The sequence below is a fragment of the Oryzomonas rubra genome (genome assembly GCF_008369015.1).
Classification (GTDB): Bacteria; Desulfobacterota; Desulfuromonadia; order Geobacterales; family Pseudopelobacteraceae; genus Oryzomonas; species Oryzomonas japonica.
In genome coordinates this window covers 96,202-115,884 of the sequence record NZ_SRSD01000002.1, presented here as the reverse complement: position 1 = coordinate 115,884, position 19,683 = coordinate 96,202, and the positions used below count along the sequence as shown (strand labels likewise).

The 19,683-nt window shown below is 61.3% G+C and carries 13 protein-coding genes and 1 tRNA gene; 4 read left to right on the top strand and 10 right to left on the bottom strand.

Features of this window, described 5'->3' with window-relative positions:
- Window positions 1–52 precede the first annotated feature (52 nt).
- Complete coding sequence (locus ET418_RS03390; protein ID WP_149306180.1) at window positions 53–745, top strand: RNA recognition motif domain-containing protein; 693 nt, start codon at window positions 53–55, stop codon at window positions 743–745.
- A gap of 154 nt (window positions 746–899) precedes the next feature.
- Here the strand turns inward: ET418_RS03390 and ET418_RS03385 are convergent, their stop codons facing one another.
- A complete protein-coding gene (locus ET418_RS03385) occupies window positions 900–1,883 on the bottom strand; it encodes a zinc-dependent alcohol dehydrogenase family protein (protein WP_149306179.1) in 984 nt (327 codons plus the stop codon).
- A gap of 192 nt (window positions 1,884–2,075) precedes the next feature.
- A complete protein-coding gene (locus ET418_RS03380) occupies window positions 2,076–3,524 on the bottom strand; it encodes an aminotransferase-like domain-containing protein (protein ID WP_149306178.1) in 1,449 nt (482 codons plus the stop codon).
- A 172-nt stretch (window positions 3,525–3,696) separates the two neighbouring features.
- Between ET418_RS03380 and ET418_RS03375 the strand changes: the two genes are divergently transcribed.
- Window positions 3,697–3,960, top strand: coding sequence for a DUF2917 domain-containing protein (locus ET418_RS03375; RefSeq protein WP_149306177.1), 264 nt, complete (start codon window positions 3,697–3,699; stop codon window positions 3,958–3,960).
- An 81-nt stretch (window positions 3,961–4,041) separates the two neighbouring features.
- On the opposite strand, the gene ET418_RS03370 is transcribed toward ET418_RS03375, so the two are convergent.
- Complete coding sequence (locus ET418_RS03370; RefSeq protein ID WP_188055249.1) at window positions 4,042–6,735, bottom strand: PocR ligand-binding domain-containing protein; 2,694 nt, start codon at window positions 6,733–6,735, stop codon at window positions 4,042–4,044.
- 554 nt (window positions 6,736–7,289) lie between these two features.
- Here ET418_RS03370 and ET418_RS03365 point away from each other — a divergent pair.
- Window positions 7,290–8,894 carry a methyl-accepting chemotaxis protein gene (locus ET418_RS03365; RefSeq protein ID WP_149306176.1) on the top strand — a complete coding sequence of 535 codons (1,605 nt, stop codon included), beginning with the start codon at window positions 7,290–7,292 and terminating at the stop codon, window positions 8,892–8,894.
- 109 nt (window positions 8,895–9,003) lie between these two features.
- On the opposite strand, the gene ET418_RS03360 is transcribed toward ET418_RS03365, so the two are convergent.
- Window positions 9,004–9,324: a hypothetical protein gene (locus ET418_RS03360; protein WP_149306175.1), complete on the bottom strand. Its 321-nt coding sequence runs from the start codon at window positions 9,322–9,324 to the stop codon at window positions 9,004–9,006.
- A 382-nt stretch (window positions 9,325–9,706) separates the two neighbouring features.
- Here ET418_RS03360 and ET418_RS03355 point away from each other — a divergent pair, with 382 nt between their 5' ends.
- Window positions 9,707–11,953 carry a hybrid sensor histidine kinase/response regulator gene (locus tag ET418_RS03355; protein ID WP_149306174.1) on the top strand — a complete coding sequence of 749 codons (2,247 nt, stop codon included), beginning with the start codon at window positions 9,707–9,709 and terminating at the stop codon, window positions 11,951–11,953.
- Window positions 11,954–12,081: 128 nt separating this feature from the next.
- Here ET418_RS03355 and ET418_RS03350 read toward each other — a convergent pair.
- From ET418_RS03350 to ET418_RS03325, 6 genes are all read right to left on the bottom strand, one after another.
- Window positions 12,082–12,158: transfer RNA gene (locus ET418_RS03350), tRNA-Met, on the bottom strand.
- Between the two features lie 75 nt (window positions 12,159–12,233).
- A complete protein-coding gene (locus tag ET418_RS03345; RefSeq protein ID WP_149306173.1) occupies window positions 12,234–14,288 on the bottom strand; it encodes an LPS-assembly protein LptD in 2,055 nt (684 codons plus the stop codon).
- A complete protein-coding gene (locus ET418_RS03340; RefSeq protein ID WP_149306172.1) occupies window positions 14,288–15,565 on the bottom strand; it encodes a bifunctional folylpolyglutamate synthase/dihydrofolate synthase in 1,278 nt (425 codons plus the stop codon). The genes ET418_RS03345 and ET418_RS03340 overlap by 1 nt, the downstream gene beginning before the upstream one ends.
- Window position 15,566: 1 nt before the next feature.
- On the bottom strand, window positions 15,567–16,421 hold the full coding sequence (gene accD / locus ET418_RS03335; RefSeq protein WP_149306171.1) for an acetyl-CoA carboxylase, carboxyltransferase subunit beta: 855 nt from the start codon (window positions 16,419–16,421) through the stop codon (window positions 15,567–15,569).
- Between the two features lie 82 nt (window positions 16,422–16,503).
- Window positions 16,504–17,307, bottom strand: a complete 804-nt coding sequence (trpA, locus tag ET418_RS03330; protein WP_149306170.1) for a tryptophan synthase subunit alpha — start codon at window positions 17,305–17,307, stop codon at window positions 16,504–16,506.
- 29 nt (window positions 17,308–17,336) lie between these two features.
- On the bottom strand, window positions 17,337–19,496 hold the full coding sequence (locus ET418_RS03325; protein ID WP_246152930.1) for a methyl-accepting chemotaxis protein: 2,160 nt from the start codon (window positions 19,494–19,496) through the stop codon (window positions 17,337–17,339).
- Window positions 19,497–19,683: the final 187 nt, after the last annotated feature.

Here is a 19,683-nt window from a genome sequence, read left to right as displayed (position 1 = left end):
CGGTTCGCCCCTACGATTCGCATATTCAACCGCAGGATGAAGAGGATAGAGCATGGCTAAGGAATTATACGTAGGACACCTGCCGGAAGAGGTGACGGAAGAGGACCTGTACAAGCTGTTCTCGGTGATGGGGATGGTCACCTCCGTGCACCTGATCATCGACCCCGAGACCAAGGAATTCAAACGCTGCGGCTATGTGCGCATGGCGGCGAGTGTGGACCCCCAGGAGGTGGCCGAGACCCTGGACGGCGCGTATCTGATCGACCGGGTCATCACGGTCAGTATCGCCCGTGAGCAGAAATCGGACAAGCCGGGCACAGCGGGCAAGCCGGGCGGTGCCGGAAGACGGGGACCCGGTGCCGGGGCAAAGTTCGGCGCTAAACCGAAGCCGGCAGCGGGCGCGAAGCCGGGTGCCGGAACACGGTCTGCCGCGGGGCTCAGGCCTGCTGCGGAGGCAAGACCCGGGGCGCGGTCTGAGGCCGGAGCGAGGGGCGGCGCGGGAACGCGGTCTGCTTCGCGAACAAGGTCTGATGCGGAATCAAGGGTTGGCGCTGGAACAAGGTCTGATGCCGGTGCAAGGTCCGGTGCCGGAACGAGGTCTGGTGCAGAGGCAAGGCCCGGTTCTGGAACAAGGTCTGATGCTGGGGCACGGCCCGGCGCAGGGGCAAGGCCGGGCAGCGGCGACCGCAGCGGCAGGCCCTCCCGTCCGGGCGGCGACAGGAAAGGGCCGCGCAAAGGGCGTTAATAAAGACGAGACTGCATCTGCCACAGAGACACGGAGAAAACCCAAAAAAGAGTTTGAATAGTTTTCTCCCCTCGCTGGGGGGGGAGGAACATTCCGGTTCTGCCTTTGACGTTCTCCGTGTCTCTGTGTCTCTGGGGCAGATTTTGATTCTAGGTTACGGCACCAGCACCCCGGCCCCCCTGATCCTCCCCTCTCGCAGGGCCGCCAGCGCTTCGTTGGCCTGTTCCAGGGGGAACAGGTGCACCTCGGTCCGTACCGGCACCTGGGGCGCCAGCTTCAGGAACTCTTCCCCGTCGCGGCGGGTCAGGTTGGCCACGGAGACGATGCTCCGCTCCCCCCACAGGATGTCGTAGGGGAAGGACGGTATGTCGCTCATGTGGATGCCGCCACAGACCACGATCCCCCCCTTGCCCACCGCACGAAGCGCCGCCGGCACCAGCTCACCCGCCGGGGCGAAGATGATGGCCGCGTCCAGGGGCAGCGGCGGTGCATCAAAGGAGCCGCCCGCCCAGCAGGCCCCCATTTCCCGCGCAAATGCCTGCCCCGCCGTGTCACCGGGGCGGGTGAAGCCGTAGACCTCCCGTCCCTGCCAGGTCGCCACCTGGGTCACGATGTGGGCCGCGGCCCCAAAACCGTAGATGCCGAGCCGTTTTCCCGGTCCGGCTATGCGCAGGGAACGGTAGCCGATCAGTCCGGCGCAGAGGAGCGGGGCGGCCTGGGTATCGGGATACCCCGCCGGCAGCGGGAAGCAGAACCGGCTGTCGGCGGTGCAGTAGTCGGCAAAGCCGCCGTTTTTCTGGTAGCCGGTGAACAGCGCCCGGTCGCAGAGATTTTCCCGCCCCGATGTGCAGTAGTCGCATTCCCCGCAGGTGCCGCCCAGCCAGGGGACCCCGACCCGGTCGCCGGGCCGGAAGCCGGCCACGCCCTCCCCAAGGGCCTCAACGACCCCCACGATCTGGTGCCCCGGTATCAGCGGCAGTTTGGGCTCAGTCAACTCCCCATCCACCACGTGCAGGTCGGTCCGGCAGATGCCGCACGCCGCAACCTTCAAGAGCAGTTCTCCGGCCGACGGCTGGGGAATCGGCAGCTCCCGCAGTTCCAGCGCACCTCCCTGACGTTCCATGACCATTGCTCGCATCGCTTTATCCCCTTCGCACCTTGTAACAGTAAGTATTTAGGAGCGTTCCTGTGGCCTTTCGGCCCGCCGGGTTCCCGAGGGGCCTGGAGGATCAACCACCCCCTGCCCCCCTCCTTATCAAGGAGGGGGAAGAGTTGGGCGTCTTTCTCCCCTCCTAGTTTAGGAGGGGCCGGGGGTGGTAATCATCCATAATCAAGTTAGTAGCTGGTGGGCCAATTCGCCCAGTTTTTTCACGCCCTGTTCGATCCCGTCGTCCCAGGTGGCGGTGGAGAGGCGGATGAAGTTGCGGTACTTGTTTTCCGTGAGGGTGAAGAGCGAGCCGGGGGCGATGCCGATCCCCTGTTCCAGGGCCCGATGGTACAGGGTAATGGAGTCGATTTGCTCCGGCATCTCCACCCAGAGGATAAAGCTCCCCGCCGGGTGGGTCATGCGGGTCCCCTCGGGGAAGAAGCGGACCACGGCGTCCCGCATGAGGGACATATTGCGGCTGTAGAGGCGGCGCACCGTCCGCAGGTGATGGTCGTAGCCGCCGGTGGCCAGGAATTCGGCAACGGCGAGCTGGGTGGGGGAGGAACAGGCGAGGTTCATCATCATCTTGAGCCGTTCCATGCGCTCCTGATACCGCCCGGCAATGGCCCATCCCACCCGGTAGCCGGGGGAGAGGGTCTTGGAGAAGGAGGAACAGTAGATGACGAGCCCCTTGCGGTCAAAGGACTTGGCGGCCACCGGGCGCTCGTTGCCGAACACCAGGTCGCCGTAGATGTCGTCCTCGATCAGGGGAATCTCGTGGCTGGCCAGGAGTTCCACCAGTTCGCGCTTGCGTTCGACCGGCATGAGGCTCCCCAACGGATTGCCGAAGTTGGGGATCACCAGGCAGGCGCTCACCCGGTTGTGTTCGATGGCGTAGCGCAGCGCCTCGATGCTGATCCCCTCCCGCGGGGTGGCGGGGATCTCCAGGGCCTTCAGCCCCAGTTCGGCGATCATCTGGAGGAAGTTGAAATAGAAGGGGGATTCCACCGCAATGGTGTCGCCGCTGCGGCAGGTCGCCCGCAGGGCCAGAATGACCGCTTCGACGCAGCCTGCGGTGACCAGCACCCCGTCCGGGGTGACGCTGATCCCGGTCTCCAGGGAGCGCCGGGCGATCTGCACCCTGAGCCGTTCCCAGCCGGGGGGCATGAGGTAGGAGACGCTCAGGTCGCCGAACCGGCGCGTCTCGCTGGCCAGCATCCGGTTCAGCTTGTCCACCGGCAGGTGACGCGGGTTGGGGATGGCTCCCCCCAGGGGCAGGAGATCCCGGTTCATCATGTTGCGGATCACCTGGTGGCAGAGTTCGCTGATGGTGACCGTGGCCGGCCTGATCCGCGCCGAGGGGGAGTGGGGGGTGGAGGCGATCTCCGGGGCGCGGGCTCGTACGTAATAGCCGGACTGGGGGCGGGCCTCGATCAGGCGCTGGTCTTCCAGCAGCGCATAGGCCTGCATGGCCGTATTGATGCTGACGTCGAAGCGCCGGCTGAGTTGCCGGATCGACGGCACCCGGTCGCCGGCCCGGAAGGTGCCCTGTCCGATCAGGGTGGCCATCTCTACGGCAACCCGCTCGTAGAGCGGCGCCATGTTGTCCGAAATCGTGGTCGCGTTTATCATGGTGTCAGGATACCTTACTGTATTGGTAAGAGAATAGGTACAGTTGGGCCGGTTTTGCTTGGGTACAGACACTGTATCATGCAACTGTTATGGTTACAAATCAGAATTGCTGTGTCTGTTTTTTTGGCGTGGGTAGGGGTAAGGTCGTAGCATCAGAAGAGGAGGTGGGGTCATGGAGTGTTGTCTGGCAGAGGGAGAATTGCTGCGTCTCAACGGTGGGCCGTCGGGATTGCGGGTACGCTGTTCGTCGGGAACGGTGTGGCTGACCCGGGGCGATGCCGCGGATTACCTCATCGCCGTGGGGGATTATTTCGACGTGGCTGCGGGGCAGGCCGCGCTGGTGGAGGCCCTGAAGCCGGCCGAGATCCGTCTGGGCGAGCTGCCCATGGCGGGCGGCGTGCCCCACAAGGCCCCCATCGGCCTGGCGGCGTGCTGACCCCGGTCGCATTGCGGGGACACCCTGCCGTAACGCGGATGGTGCACAGGCGATTTGGGGTGTCTGAACAGCATCATGGTACTAACGGTCCAATATCTCCCGTATCCTCCGGAGCAGTTCCATCGGCTGGACCGGCTTCATGATCAACTCGATATCTTCCCCGCTTACCCCGCGATTCAGAATGAAGTCAGCGGTATAGCCGCTGGAATACAGCACCTTGACATCGGGTTTGAGCAGAACTATTTCTTCGTACGCTTCCTTGCCGTTTTTCTTCGGCATGATCATGTCCATCAGGATCATGGCCACCCTGTCCCCGTGCTCGGTAAATTTATCGACCACATCCTGCCCATCCACCGCCTGGATCACGTCATAACCGAACCTTGTAAGCAGAGACACCACGAGATTGCGTACATCCACATCATCCTCGGCCACCAGGATGGTTTCGGTGCCCCCCCTGGGCGGGGCGACCGGCGCAATCGTTTCCTCCAGCCCGGACTGTTCAATCCCATGGATCGGCAGGTATATCCTGAAGGTCGTGCCCTGACCCGGTTCGCTGTAGACATCGATGAATCCGTTATGCTGCTTGACTATCCCATACACGATCGCCATGCCGAGGCCGGTGCCTTTCCCGATCTCCTTGGTGGTATAGAACGGCTCGAAGATCCTTTTACAGGTTTCCTTGTCCATGCCGATGCCGGTGTCGGATACGGTCATCACCGCATAACAGCCCGGCTCGGCACGACCGGATTCATGGTCGGTTGAAGCCTCGACCGTTTGGAATCCGGTTTCTATGGTCAACAGGCCGCCTTTTCGCATGGCATCGCGGGCATTGGTCGCCAGGTTGATCAGGACTTGCTCTATCTGTCCCCAGTCGGCATAAATTTTGAGCCTGTTTTCACAGGTTATGGTCTTGAGCTGTATGTCCTCTCCAATGATTCGTGCAAGGAATTTCTTAACATTTTCTATGATGTCGTTGAGATTGACCGGTGCGAGGGCCATGACCTGCTTGCGGCTGAAAGCCAGGAGGCCTTTCGTCAACTGCGCCGCCTTCTCCGAAGCGGCAAGAATATGATCTATCTCGCCTTGCTGCCGGTCATCCAGCTTGCCGTCCATCTTCAGCATGTTCCCATAGCCACTGATTACCTGCAGGATATTGTTGAAGTCGTGGGCAACCCCGCCTGCAAGCTGCCCCACCGCCTCCATTTTCTGCGATTGCCGGAGTTGCTCTTCCAGGTGGATACGCTCGTTGAGCATTCTGGATACCTTGATCGAACTGAAGCTCAGGGATGAAACCATGCTGGTAAGTTTGGCGTAGAACTTCATGCCCGCATCGGCTGCTTCCCGGCTGAAACGCGGCACCCGGTCGAGCGCCGCAAGGTATTCCGCCTCATCGAAGCCGTAACGCCGGGCCTGCTCCCGGAACAGTTCCACATCGGGTACTTCATCCTCATAGAAGAATTGCCCGATGAATACGTTTCCTACGTGCTTTCCCCCGACCACAAGAGGGGTTACCATGTCCCACAAGTTGTTCTTGCAGCGATAATGCTTGAATGTCCCCACCGGTACGCCATTGGTGAGATTGATGTCGCTTTCGATGCAATTCTTGAGCGTGTCGGGATGACACCGGTGAAACTTGGTACAGATATCCTGCCAGCCGACAGCGACCAGGACCTTTCCCGAAACATCGAGCACGGCACCCAGCATGCCGGTAATCCGGTAAAAATCTTCCAGCATGGATTGCAGCATTTCGCAATCGATAATTTCGGAGAGTTCCAGGGCGCCGATATCGCCTTCCGGTTCCAGGATGGCGCGGAGTTTATTTTTAACCGTGTCTTCACTCCTCTGGAGGGCCTCCTCCGTCTTCCTGCGCTCCTCAACCTCCTCCTCGAGCATGGCCGCCTGTTCCTGCAGGGATTCCTGGGCCATCTGGCGTTCCGCCAATTCTTCTTCGAGCTGGAGCGTCTGTTTGTGCAGATTCTCTTCCATGGACTTGTGCTCGGTGATATCCCGCAATACGGCGAGCAGCTTCTCCGGATTCCCGTCTGCGCCTTTAACCGGTGTAACGATGACCTCCCACCATTTCGGTGTGCCGTCCTGGGTTGGACAGTACCCCTCAAAACTCCCTTGATGGCCCTGCCGGGCGTTGGCGACGGCAGCCCGTGCCGCGTCCCGGTCTTTCCCGTGCCAAAAGTTTTCGTAGGGCATGTTCAGAAACTCATCTAGATTTTTGATGCCGAGTCGGCGCTGCCCCTCGGGGCTCATGTACTGCAAGCGTCCCTCCGGGTCCAGGAATTTGATGCAATCGGTACTGCTGTCGATAATACTTTGATTCAAGGCGTTGCTTTCCTGTAATGCCTGCACCGTCCTGGTCAATTGGGTGTTCAGTTCCCGATTCTCGTCCAGGGATTTTGCAAGGCTTGGCATGGTAAGGACTTTAGGGATCTGGGGGATGAAGTAGATGGCGGAAGCGATGGATATCACGGCGGTAAATGCTTTGACATACCCTTCTTGCCAATAGGCTGGGTCATAGATCGTATAGGCCGCGAAAAAGTGGGTCGTGCCACATGCCAGAATGAACGCCGCAAAACTTATCAGCATTCCGTAGTAGGTGATGCCACGCCGCTTGTAGGCGTAATAAAGCATTGCGAACGCGATGGCATAATAGGCGATTCCGGTTGCTATATCGGAAACGACATGGAGCCGGACCAGTCCCGGTTCCCATGAGAAGCAGAAACCGTGGGCCATATAATCATTGGTTACCTGGTGGTGGGCCACGCGACACCTCTTTTTATGAGAACAGCGTTTCTGGTCGATTTATTCCATTATACTTTATCTACTAGAAATTGTTGGTTTGTAAAGCCTTTTCAGTTTTTTAACCGCATTCTCTTTTGAAAAATAACGGTGGTCCGAGGCACGGCTGATGTACGGTCTCTGGCCGAACAGGTTCGGTCCTTCACCAGGTATGTTCATCAATGCCAGAGGGCACATCTTGAATATGGCTCCGTTGTTAGGAATGCGGTCTCGGCTATTTGGCATATATGATGGTGTACTTTTGATCTCGCCCGGGAAAAACGGCTCACCGTGCCGGCGTGGCCGTTTCTTTTGTGCTGGGACGGGAAAGGCTCCAACAGAGTCATGTTTAGTCTGAAATTTCAGTGATAAACATATGATGTGACGACAAAAGCGGCACCGATGGCCCTGCTTGAATGTTGCGTATACAGTGAACACAGTGAGGAAATTTAATGGTATTGTAACAAACTATTTTTACGCGATATGGCGGCGACATCCTGTCGCTCCGCCATCACTCCATGATCTATGAGGGAACCAGTATGAAGTTGAGTCACAAGTTTTTTATCGCCAACGTAATTGTCGTTCTTTTAGCCGTCGCCGCCACGTCGTCGCTGGGTCTCTATGAGATGCGCAAGGAATTCATCCGCAAGGCGTCCGTGGACCTGGAGGCGCGCATGAAGACCTTCCACCAGTTGCTTAAATTCAAGGGGGCGGAACTGCGGGTGGCGGACGGCAAGCTCAAGCAGGGCGATTATGTCATCAACGACAATTTTGAACTGCCGGACAGCATCAAGGACATCTTCGGCGGGGCCGCCACCATCTTCATGGGCGATGTCCGCGTCTCCACCAACGTCACGAAGCCGGACGGCAGCCGCGCCGTGGGCACCAAGCTCCAAGGTCCGGCCTACGATGCCGTCATCAGGGAGGGCAAGCCGTACCGCGGCGCGGCGCCCATCCTGGGCGTCCCGTATTTTACCGCCTACGATCCGTTGAAAAACGCTGCCGGCGAGGTGGTGGGTGTCCTCTACGTGGGAGAAAAGCAGAGCGAGTACCTGGCCGTCTATGACCGCCTGAAGTATGTTACCGCAGCTGTGGCCGCCCTGCTGGCCGGCCTGTTTTCCTTCCTCTCCTTCCTGTTTGTCCGCAGGGCGTTGCAGCCCTTGGGACGGATGGTTGCCCTGATGCACGATATCGCCCTGGGGGAAGGGGACCTGACGGTCCGGCTGAACATCACGGCGAACGACGAGATCGGCGAGGCGGCCGGGTATTTCGACCGGTTTGTGGATAAGCTGCAGGCGGTCATACGCAAGGTGGCCGACAGCACCCACGATGTGGCTGCCGCATCCGCGGACCTGCACGATACCGCCACCCAGATCGCCACCGGCACCGAAGAATTGGCCTCCCAGGCCGCTACCGTATCGACCTCGGGCGAGGAAATGGCCGCTACCTCCCACAACATTGCCGACAACTGCAATGCCGCTGCCGGCAACTCACACCATGCAAGCACCCTCGCCACCAGCGGGGCCGGGATCGTCATGCAGACGGTCGAGGGGATGCAGAGGATCGCCGCCAGGGTTCAGGAAACGGCCCGCCAGGTCGCAGGGCTCGGCGCGCGCTCCGATGAAGTCGGCGCCATTGTGGGCACCATCGAGGATATCGCCGACCAGACCAACCTGCTGGCGCTCAACGCCGCTATCGAGGCCGCCAGGGCCGGAGAGCAGGGGCGCGGTTTTGCCGTTGTGGCAGACGAGGTACGCGCCCTGGCCGAACGGACCACCCGCGCCACCAAGGAGATAGCCGGGATGATCCGGGCGATCCAGGGGGAGACCCGAACGGCGGTGGATTCAATGGAAGCCGGCGTACGAGAGGTGGAGGCGGGGACCACCGAGGCCGCACGCTCGGGAAGCGCCTTGCAGGAAATCCTCGATCAGGTCAACGAGGTGACCGGCCAGATCAACCAAATCGCCACCGCGGCCGAGCAGCAGAGCTCAACCAGCAGTGAAATCAGCAACAACATGCACCAGATCACCGAGGTAATCAACGCCACGGCCCAATCGACCCACGACACCACCAGGGCCGCCGACAAACTGGCTCATTTGGCGGATGAACTGAGCAAGCTGGTCGGGCAGTTCAAGCTCTCCTGATCTCCCCCCTCCCCGCGCCTCCGTGCCCGGGGACTTGCCCCAAGAGAAGAGGCCGCACGGCACTGGACCGTACGGCCTCTTTTTCCTGTTGCGGGAGCTTGAAGCCGGATCATTCGGAGATGTAGCTGTTGTCGCTATCCTCGTTGAGCCACTTCAACTGTTCCTTGAGCTGCTGCAACTCCTGGTCGGTGTATACCGCCGACCCCTTGTCGATCTCCCTGTTCAGCCTGTCGACCCTCTGCTGGACCGTATCGGCCCGGTCGGTGGGACAGTTCATGGCCACCAGCAGGCATTCGTCCTTCTGCGTCTCCTGTATCGCTTTCATATCCGGGTCCATGGTTGCGCCCGTATAGTCATCAGCCAGGAGCGGCACGGCCGAGAAGATCATGGCTGCCGCCAGCACTGAAAGTATTCCGCGTGTCCTTGTCATGGCACACCTCCATCCGTTGTCATGTGTTTCATATGTATATATCGTAACTAATTCGTGTATCGATGTAAACGATAATGATAATCTTTATCTGTAGTGTTGTCTGAAACAGTCGGGAGACGGCACGAAGAGGGGGGAGATGACAAGAAGGCTGGCCGGGGGGGCGGTTTTTGGGTCAGGGATTTCACCCGGTCCGGCCAGATGAACCGCGCAGGCATGAAAAAATAACGGCTGTGGAGTGAAGGTGCAGGATAAAAATTGACTACGAAGCGCTTCTGGGGGAATAATGGTCGACCATGCGCCCTCTGGATTCATTGCGCTCGATCGGCGGCTTTTTTTCCCATGGTATCCTTGTCCGGTAACCCCTAGTTCGGGATGAACGCCAATGGCGATTAGTTTGTTTATACCTGTCCAGATTTTTCTGTCCGGCATCTGCGCCTATACGGCCATCCAGCATTGCACCCTGGCACAGCACCGGCCGCAACGCCGCGTCCATTACCTGTTCGCCGCCATATCCCTTCTCATGGCGCTGTTCGCCCTATCCAGCATCCAGACTTTCCGGATGGCGGCCGTGTCCCCCAACTTTCAGGCGCTCCGCCTGAACCTGGCCATCTTCAACCTGTATATCGCCCTGTGGCCCTGGTTTATCGCCGAGTATACCGGGGTGCGCCCGCGGTGGGTGCTGGCCGGGATCACCGGGATGTTCGCCCTGTTGTTCCTTGCCAACCTGACTCAGCCGTACACCCACACCTTTTCGGAGTTCCGCGGGGTGGAGCGTGTGCCGCTCCCCTGGGGAGAGAGCATCTACCGTCCCCTGGGTACCAGGGGCATCTGGAAGCCGATGATCGTGGCGGCCCTTCTCTCCACGTACGCCTACGGATTCTACGCCCTAACGGTCCGCTTCCGCCGGGACCACCGGCGCACGGCCCTGTTCATGATGGCTGCCGTCGGGTTGTCTCTGGCCGGTTCCGTGGTCGGTTTCCTGTTCCGGCTGGGGGTGGGCGGCATCCCTCCCCTCGGGCCGTTGGCGTACCTGGGCATGATCATCGTCATGGGGCTGATCCTGAACTATGAAATCCAGGAGGACCGCCGGCATATGCAGACGGTCCTGGACCATGTGCCGGCGCAGATCTTCATGAAGGACCCTCTGGGGCGCTATGTGATGGTCAACCGCCGTTTCGAGGAGATGTTTCATGTCACCAACGCCACCGTGTGCGGGAAGACCGATTACGATATCTTTCCACCGGGGGAGGCCGGTGCCATGCGCGCCGCCGACCGGGAGGCGCTCGCCACCAACCGTTCCCTGGAGTACGAGACGAGCGGCTCCTCGGACGGGCAGCCCCGTATCTTCTCCGCCATCAAGGTCCCGCTGTACTACTCCGACGGTTCCCCCTTCGCCATCTGCGGTATCGCCACGGATATCACCGAACGCAAGCGGCAGGAGGAGGACCTGAGGCAGGCCAAGGAACAGGCCGAATCGGCCAACCGGGCCAAAAGCGAGTTTCTGGCCAACATGAGCCATGAGATGCGGACCCCCATGAACGGCATCATGGGGGTGGCCAGCCTCATGAAGCTGACGGATTTGAACGACGAGCAGCAGGAGTATCTGGAATGCATCCAGCTCTCCTCGGAAAACCTCCTGACGCTCATCAACGACATCCTGGACCTTTCCAAGATCGAGGCCGGGAAGGTCGTGCTGGAGCTGGCCCCGTTCAGTCTGCGGGGCTGCATCAGCGATGCCGTCCGGGTCCATATAACAACCATCCACGCCAAGGGTCTGACGCTGAAGACCGATATCCCGGCCCAGGTGCCCGATGCCCTGACCGGTGACCAACTGCGGCTGAAACAGGTGCTGATCAACCTGATCGGCAATGCCGCCAAGTTTACGGAACAGGGGGAGATCAAGGTTTCCGCCGTCCTCCTGGAGACCTGCGACGATACGGCCCTCATCCGGGTCAGCGTAGCGGATACCGGCATCGGTATCGACGCGGCCGCCATCGACGCCATCTTCGCACCCTTCAGCCAGGCGGATTCGTCCACCACCCGCCGGTACGGCGGCACCGGGCTCGGGCTCTCCATCAGCAGGCGTTTCGTGGAGCTTATGGGAGGGAACATCCGGGTGGAGAGCAGGGTCGGGAACGGCAGCCTGTTTCAGGTGACGATCCCGTTCGCAGTCAACGAGCCCCGCCTGGAACGCCACGACCGCAGAAGCGACGATTCGGTGCAGTCCTGGGCAGGCCCGCCCCTGCGCATCCTGTTGGCCGAGGATCAGGAGAGCAACCGGGGGTTCACCGTCAAGATTCTGCAAAAGATGGGGCACACCCTGGAGGCGGCCCGGGACGGCAGGGAGGCGGTGGAGAAGTGGGACCGGGGGGCCTTCGACGTGATCCTGATGGATGTGCGGATGCCGGTCACGGACGGCATCGAGGCGACCGGTATCATCCGTGGGCGCGAGGCGGCCAGGGGAGGGCACATCCCGATCATCGCCCTGACGGCCCATGCGTTCAATGAGGACCGGGCGCGGTTTCTCGCCCAGGGGTTTGACGGCTATGTGGCGAAACCATTGGAGATCGGGGTGCTGAACGAGGAGATCCGGCGGCTGGCCGTGGGGGCGGGGCGGGATACGGCATGAGGTGCAGCATCGTATCAAACGCGCAAACGTAAAAGACGGGTGGGTTCCCGCTTTTCTGCCGGATTGCCGCCAGACAGGCAACGAAAAAGCCCGGCAGCTGTGACAGCTGACCGGGCTTTTTCGTTAATTGGTGGCGGCGCAGGGACTTGAACCCCGGACATCACGGATATGAGCCGTGTGCTCTAACCAGCTGAGCTACGCCGCCAAAATCGTTGAGTAAGGTCTTACTTTTTAATTCATCTTCGCCATCATTGTCAAGAAAAAATATGCCGGTCCCCGGTCATTTGCTCGTCATCAATCCTTCCAGGTTGAAACCGAAGTGGAAGGAGAAGTGACTTCCCGGCCGGTCGCCGATGGAAACGTTGACGCTCCAGCACTTCTGACGGTATTCCACGCTGTAGACCGATTCGAGAAAACCGGGGCGGTCGAAGGAGTAGCGGGTGGTATAGCCCAGGGTCCACGGGGTGAAATATTTGGTGGCCAGCTTGCCCTCCAGGTATTCCACCTGATTGCGGGCCATGCGGTAGCTCAGGGCGGCGCTGTTCCCCTGCTTGTCGTCCAGCTCCACCCCCGGCGCTGTGCTGGAGAAGCGCTTGTCATAGAGGTTGTAACGGGCGTCGATGGTGAACTTTGCCAGGGGATGCAGCCAGGTCTCCGATTGCAGGGTCAGGTCGGTCCAGGGGCGGTTGGCGTCCACCATGGTCAGCAGGTCGCGCCGCGTGCCCCCCGCGCTGTACCCCTGGGTCAACCTGATGAGGGAGATGTCGCGATAGGTGGTGGTGTCGCCCGTCTGGAATTTGCCCCCCAGAAAGCTGGTCACGGAGGCTGAGATGATGTTCTGCCCCACGAGGCGGTCGTTGTAGTCGTAGAAGGGGAGCCGGGACTGGTCGTGGTTCGGTGCGTAGGTGTAGGATAGCTCCGGGGTGATCTCATGGCGCAGTTTTTTGAGGGCTGTGCCGCCTATGTCGTAGACCCGGCTGAGGGATGTGGAGGCGCGGGCGCCGAGTTCGGGCAGCAGGTCGCCGTCGTTTTCCTTTGTGGTGCCGCCGGGGCTGTCCTGGGTGGTGTAGCCGCGCACGTGCAGGCCGGCATAGGCCGAGGCGTTCAGGTAGCCGGGCAGGCCGGTCACGTAGGTGAGGCGCGGAAAGGCGGTCAGACGCTGGCCGGTGGGATCGACCTCGCGGTACAGGTTGGCGACGCTGGAGTCCAGGTCGAAATAGACCGGGATCGAAGGAATCTGCTGGCGAACCCCGGCCAGGGAAACCTCCGGGAGTGTCTGGAGCGTATGGCTGTTGTCCGCGGCGTACAGGTCTTCGGCGAAGCGCAGGTAACCGGAGAGGGCATAATTCTGCCAGGTTTTCAGGGCGTTGACGACGGTGTCGTTGGACTGGCGGTTGTAGTCGCCGCTCTTTTCACCGAAATCCCCCTGGAAGCTCCGGTCGCTGTCCAGGTTGATATCCGCCCGCACGTTCATGGTCGGGGAGAATATTTCCTTGTGGTTGAGGTTCATCTGGCCCCGCCAGCGATCCTTCAAAAGGTCGTAGATCAGGTAGCCCCCGAAACGCCCTTCGCTCCCCCTGTTCCAGATATAGCGGTAATCAACCCCGGTGCCGACGCCGCGCTTGGTTTCGAAATCCAGGTCCAGCACCAGGTCCTGGCTGGGGGAGATGACCAGGTAGAGCGGGATGTCCAGTTGAGCGCCGCGATTGCTGGAGTAGCCCATGCGGGGAAAGAGGAGCCCCGACTTGCGCTCCCGCACCACCGGAAACGCCATCCAGGGGAGGTAGAGTACCGGCACGTCCTTGATGTAGAAGGTCACCCCCCGGCCGACGGCGTATCCCAGCAGGTTGACCTTGAGATGGTCAGCGCCGAATTTCCAGCTTGGATCGGGGAGGTCGCAGGTGGTCAGCTCGGTGGTGGTGAGTTCCACCTCGTTGTCGTTGATCCGGGTGATCTTCTCGCCGATAAAGGTGACGTTGGATGTGGTGGAGTTGAGTGTGCCCTTTTCCAGTTCACCCCGGCCGGTGTCCATATCCAGCTTGATGGAGTTCCCGCGCAGGGTCTCGTCCCCCTTGACGACGAGGACGTTGTCGGTGGCGTGCAGCACCCTGGTCTTGCGGTCGTAGGTCGCCTTGTCCGCCGTGAGGGTCATCCCCTGCCACCTGATGGTGACGTGGCCGGTGGCGGTGAACACCTCGTTGGCCGTGTCCTGGCTCATGCTGTCGGAGTTGATGGAGATGTTGCCTTCGGTCGGCATGGGGACCGCCCCAAGGGACGGAGTCGCGGGGAGCACGACCAGGCAGATTAGCAGTATGAACAGGCGTGTGTGGGTCACTAGCCGCGTATCCCTTCGAAGTGTTGTCCGGCGAGCCACGCCTTGGTCTCGCCGACCGTGAACAGCGATCCGCACACCAGGATCAGGTCGTTCGCCCCCGCCTCGCGGCGTGCCGTTTCTATACCGTTGCCGACGCTTCCGCAGACCGTGGCCCGGAAGCCGAGCCCGCCCAGAATGCCGGCCAGGGCGTCGGCATTCATCGCCCGCTCCACGGCGGGGGAGACGGTGTAGGCTTGGTGGACCTTGCCCGCCAGGGGAGCGAATATGGCCGGGACATCCTTGTCGGACATGACGCCGGTGACCAGAAGGAGCCGCCGGTAATGGTAATCGTCGAGCGCCTCGGCCAGGGCGGCGGCGCCGGCCGGGTTGTGGGCCCCGTCCAGCAGCAGGGGTGGAGGGCCCGGGATCAGTTCCATGCGGCCGGGCCAGCGGGCGGCGCCGATGCCTGTCGTGAGGGCCTCCGTGGTGATGGTGATCCCGGCGGCGCCGAGCGCCTCGGCAGCAGCCAGGGCCAGGGAAGCGTTGTGCGATTGATAGCGCCCCGGAATGCCGGGGATCAGGTGGGACAGCTCCGTGTCGAGGCCGTAGTAGTCGAGGGAACCGTCGCCTCCCCAGGAGGCGCGAAAGTCATCCCCCTCGTGGATGAACCGGTTGCCTCCTCCGGCGCAGACCCGCCGGATCACCTCCAGGGCCTCGGACGGTTGGCGGGCGGCGACCACCGGGGTCCCCGGTTCGGCGATGGCGCTCTTTTCAGCGGCGATGTGGGCGAGGGTTGCCCCCAGGTAATCGCAGTGATCCAGGGCGATGGGGGTGATGACGGTCATCAGGGCGGGGATGACGGCGGTGGCGTCCGATCTCCCCCCCATGCCCGCCTCCATGACCGCTACCTCGGCCCGCTCTTCGGCAAAACAGAGGGCGGCCAGGGCGGTGACGATCTCAAAGAAGGTCGCCTCTGCCGGGGCCGCTGCCAGAACCGTAGCGAGGAGCGTTTCCAGGCGTTCCCGGGGTTGCTCCTCGCCGTTGATGCGGAAACGTTCGCTGAAGTTTACCAGATGGGGAGAGGTGAACAGGGCGGTGCGCAGTCCCGCCGCGCCGAGTATGGCGGCGAGAAAGGCCGAGGTGGAGCCTTTGCCGTTGGTGCCGACCACATGGATGCTGCGGAAGGAGCGCTCCGGGTGCCCCAGGCGCTCCAGAATGAGCCGGACCCGGTCCACGCCGGGACGAATGCCGAAGCGCCGCCGGGCGTAGAGTTTCTCAAGTATACCGGCCAGGGACATCTCAGGCAGCGGAGTGGTGGAGCATTTTCAGGATCGAAGCCAGCTTGGGGCGCATCTCCATGCGGGGGATGATCGCATCCACCATGCCGTGGTCCAGCAGATACTCGGCCCGCTGGAACCCTTCCGGCAGCTTCTGGCGAATGGTCTGCTCGATGACCCGGGGCCCGGCAAAGCCGATCAGGGCCTTGGGCTCGGCGATATTCAGGTCCCCCAGCATGGCGAAGCTGGCGGTGACGCCGCCGGTGGTCGGATCGGTCAGGATGGAGATGAAGGGGATGCCCGCCTGTTTCAGCTTGGCCAGGGCGGCAGAGGTCTTGGCCATCTGCATGAGCGACAGGATGCTCTCCTGCATGCGCGCGCCGCCCGAGGCGGAGATGATGAGCACCGGTTGGCGCTGCTTGAGGCCGCGCTCGATGGAACGGGTGATCTTTTCCCCCACCACGCTCCCCATGCTCCCCCCCATGAAGGCAAAATCGAAGCAGGCGACCTGTACGCCGATCCCCTCGATGGCCCCCTCGACACAGATGACGGCATCCTTCGACCCCCCCTTGGCCAGGGCGGCATCGATACGCTCCTGATAGCTCTTGGCATCCTTGAAGTCGAGGAAGTCCACCGATTTCATGTCGGCGTCGTACTCCTGCCAGGTTCCGTTGTCCAACAGGATCTCCAGGCGCTTGCGGGCCGGGATGCGGTAGTGGTGGCCGCACTTGGGACAGACGTTGAGGTTGGCTTCGATCTCTTTGCCCAAAATGGTTTCCGAACACCCCTGGCACTTGACCCACATCCCCTCGGGAACCTTGACCTTCTTTTCCGTGTGCTTTTCTATCCCTGCCTTATCCCGATTGAACCAGCTCATAATAAACCTCGCGATCTGTTGAAAACGTACTGAAGTGAATGGGGGTGGTAGCAAAAATGCGGCGGCCTGTCAAGCGCGCATCTCAGGCTGGGCCGGGAGAAATGGCCTTTTTCAACTCGCCGACCAGCCGGCGCAGTTCGCTTTTCAGCTTGGCGCCGGAATGCTGTTCGAACAGCTTGACGATGGCGCTGCCGACGACGATGCCATCGGCCATGACCGCCACCTGGGCGGCCTGTTCCGGGGTGGAGATGCCGAACCCGGCCATGACCGGCAGGCGGATCTTCTTACGCACCTTGGCCAGTTCGGTCGCCAGGGTGGCGGAGGTCTGCTGGCGCATGCCGGTGACCCCGGTGACGGTGACGTAATAGACGAAACCGCGTCCCAGCTTGTCCACGGTGGCGATGCGCGACTTGTCCGAGGTCGGGGTCAGGAGGAAGATGACGTTCAGCCCGCTCGAAGCGGCATGGCGGAGAAATTCGCCGGACTCCTCGGGGGGCATGTCCACCAAAAGGACGCCATCCACGCCCGCCTGTGCGGCGTCGCGGCAAAAACGTTCGTAGCCGTAGGCATGGATGGGGTTGAGGTATCCCATGAGGATGATCGGTATGTCCTGTGTGGTCCTCACCTTTGTTACGGTGGCGAGAATCCCCTCCAGGGTGGTGCCGGCCGCCAGGGCGCGTTCGGACGAGAGCTGAATGGTCGGCCCGTCGGCCATGGGGTCGGAAAAAGGAACCCCCAGTTCGATGATATCCGCGCCGGCATCCGCCAGTAGGTGGATCACCGCTTCGGTGGTGCCCAGGTCCGGGTCGCCGGCGGTGATGAAGGTCACCAGCGCCTTGTCGTTATGTTCGCCCAGTGTGGCGAGTCGTTGGGTAAGTCGGTCCATGATGTTGCAGTCTCCGGGGTGGTATGCGACTATATTTTGAAACTGTCCATCTCTTTTTCCAACAGGTCGATCTGCTTGGAAAGGCTGGTGACGGCCTGTTCCATGAGGTCGGCGGCCTTGGCGTTGGCGGTGGAGGAAAGCTGGATGTTGCCGACCGCCTTGAGTATCTGGGCGCTGTTGAGGCCTTGGGAACGGCAGGCATCGCGGATCTGATCGACCATGGAGGTCATGTCTTCGGTGGAGCGGGCGATCAGGCTGCTGGCGCGGCTCTGTTCGCGGGTCGAGGTGCGCACGTGGACGGTCAGGTCATTCATGCACTCCACCGCCGATGAGATCAGGTCGCTCCCCTTGGTGTGTTCCCGGGCCGAGGTGGCGATATGACCGACCATCTCCTCCACGCTGGTCATGGCTTCCTTGATGCTCTGGCTGCCCCGCGCCTGTTCGACGGTGGCGCGTGCGATCTCCCGCGTCTGGATGCTGGCCTTCTGGACGCCGCTGACGATCTTTTCCAGGGCGGTGCCGGAACGCTGGGAGAGCTTCTCACCCTCCGAAATATAGTGCTCCGCCAGACCGATCGCTTCAACCGCGCGCAGGGTTTCGTTCTGCACCCCCTTGATGACGGCGGCTATCTCCCGAGTGGAACTGCTGGTCCGTTCGGAGAGTTCGCGAATCTCGTCGGCCACCACCGCGAACCCCTTGCCGTGCTCTCCGGCCTGGGCGGCGATGATGGCGGCGTTGAGGGCCAGCAGGTTGGTCTGCTCCGCCACCTCGTCGATGACCGAGAGTATGGCGCCGATGTCGTTGGCCTTGACGGACAGGTTCTCGATGACCTCGGCGGTGATGTGGGACGAGCGGCGGATGTCCTGCATGCCGGCTATGGCCTCTTCCACCGCCTGCTTGCCGGTTTCTGCATCGTTCTTGACCCCCTCGGAGATGGCGGAGGCGTCCATGGCGCTCTTTTCCACCTGCTTGATGGTGGCGTCCATCTCGGCGACGGAGGAGGCGGTGGTGCTGGAGGCGTCCAGCAGATTGGCGATGCTGACGTCGATCTCCTTGATGGAAGTGGCCATCTCGATGATCGACGAACTGACCTCGTTGACCGTAACCCCCAGCTTGTCGGCGTTTATGGCCACTTCCTCGATGCTGGCCGCCATCTCCAGGATCGAGGAGGAGGTCTCCGAGGTCGAGACGGCGAGTTTGTCGATGTCGTTGGAGATGTCCTGGATCGATATGTTGATGAGTTCCACCGCCTGGGAGGTCTCCGCGACCGTCTCCTTCTGGAGCTTGGCGGAGTTGACCACTTGGCGGGAGGCCTTCTCGATGTTGTTGTCGATGGAGGTGAGCTCATCGGAGGAGGTCGTGACCCGGGAAACCATATTTTGCAGGTTCTCGGCCATGGTATTCATGGTTGCGGCCAGGGCACCGATCTCGCCCCCGGCCTTGGTTTCGAGACGGGTATCGAGCTTGCCGGCCGCCACGGTGCCGGCAAAAGCGACGCACGCCCGCAGGGGCCTGGTGATGGACAGGGTGATCAGGTACGAGAGCAGGGCGATCAGGGAGATCACCACGAGACCGACGATGGCGGTCGTCATGATCTTGAGCGCGATGCTGGTAGCCACCCGTTGTTCGGCGGCGTTCACGTCACGGTGGAGGGTTTCCACCATGGCCGCGACGATGGTGCTGAAGCTGTTGAAGCGCTGGGTCTGAAGGCCGGTCATGAGGTAACTGGCCTTGAGCACGTCCCCCTTTTCGGCGGCGGGCAGGACCTCGTTCAACAGCGTTTTCTTGTAATCGGACCAGATGGTGTAGGCCTTGTTGATGGTTTCCCGTTCCTCGGATGAGTTCACCGACTTCTGGACAACGCCGAATTTGCTGTCGATATCCCGGGTGAGTCGCTTCACGGTCGCAACGATCTTGTCGATGGCGGCGACATCGGTTTCCAGCATGAAATTCTGCATCTCGTTGCTGATCTGGTAGAGGTCGGACTTGAGGAGGGCGATATTCTCGAGGGCGTTGTTGTTGGCCTGGATGGTCCGGTAGGTCGCTCCCCCGATCCTGACCTCGTTGAGGAGCAGGATGCTCAGGATGGCCACAAGCAGGATGCCGGAAAAGGCCGCCGTCGAGAGCAACATCATCTTGGCGCGCAGGCTGAAACCGTTGCCGCTGGTCGGATTCAATGGGGTCTCCACGTTGTGCAAGCTCCTTGCTCTGCGAAGTTTATGGTTGAAACGCCAAGGGGATGTTCGCGGGCCGTCGCCCTTTCGTCGGTTCGTGTCCCGTGCGGCTCGTCGTGGGAAGTACGAGTACGAACTAACCATAGGGGGCACGCATTACCGTGCGGCGGCCTGTGCGCATACTGGCAGCATGGGAAAATCC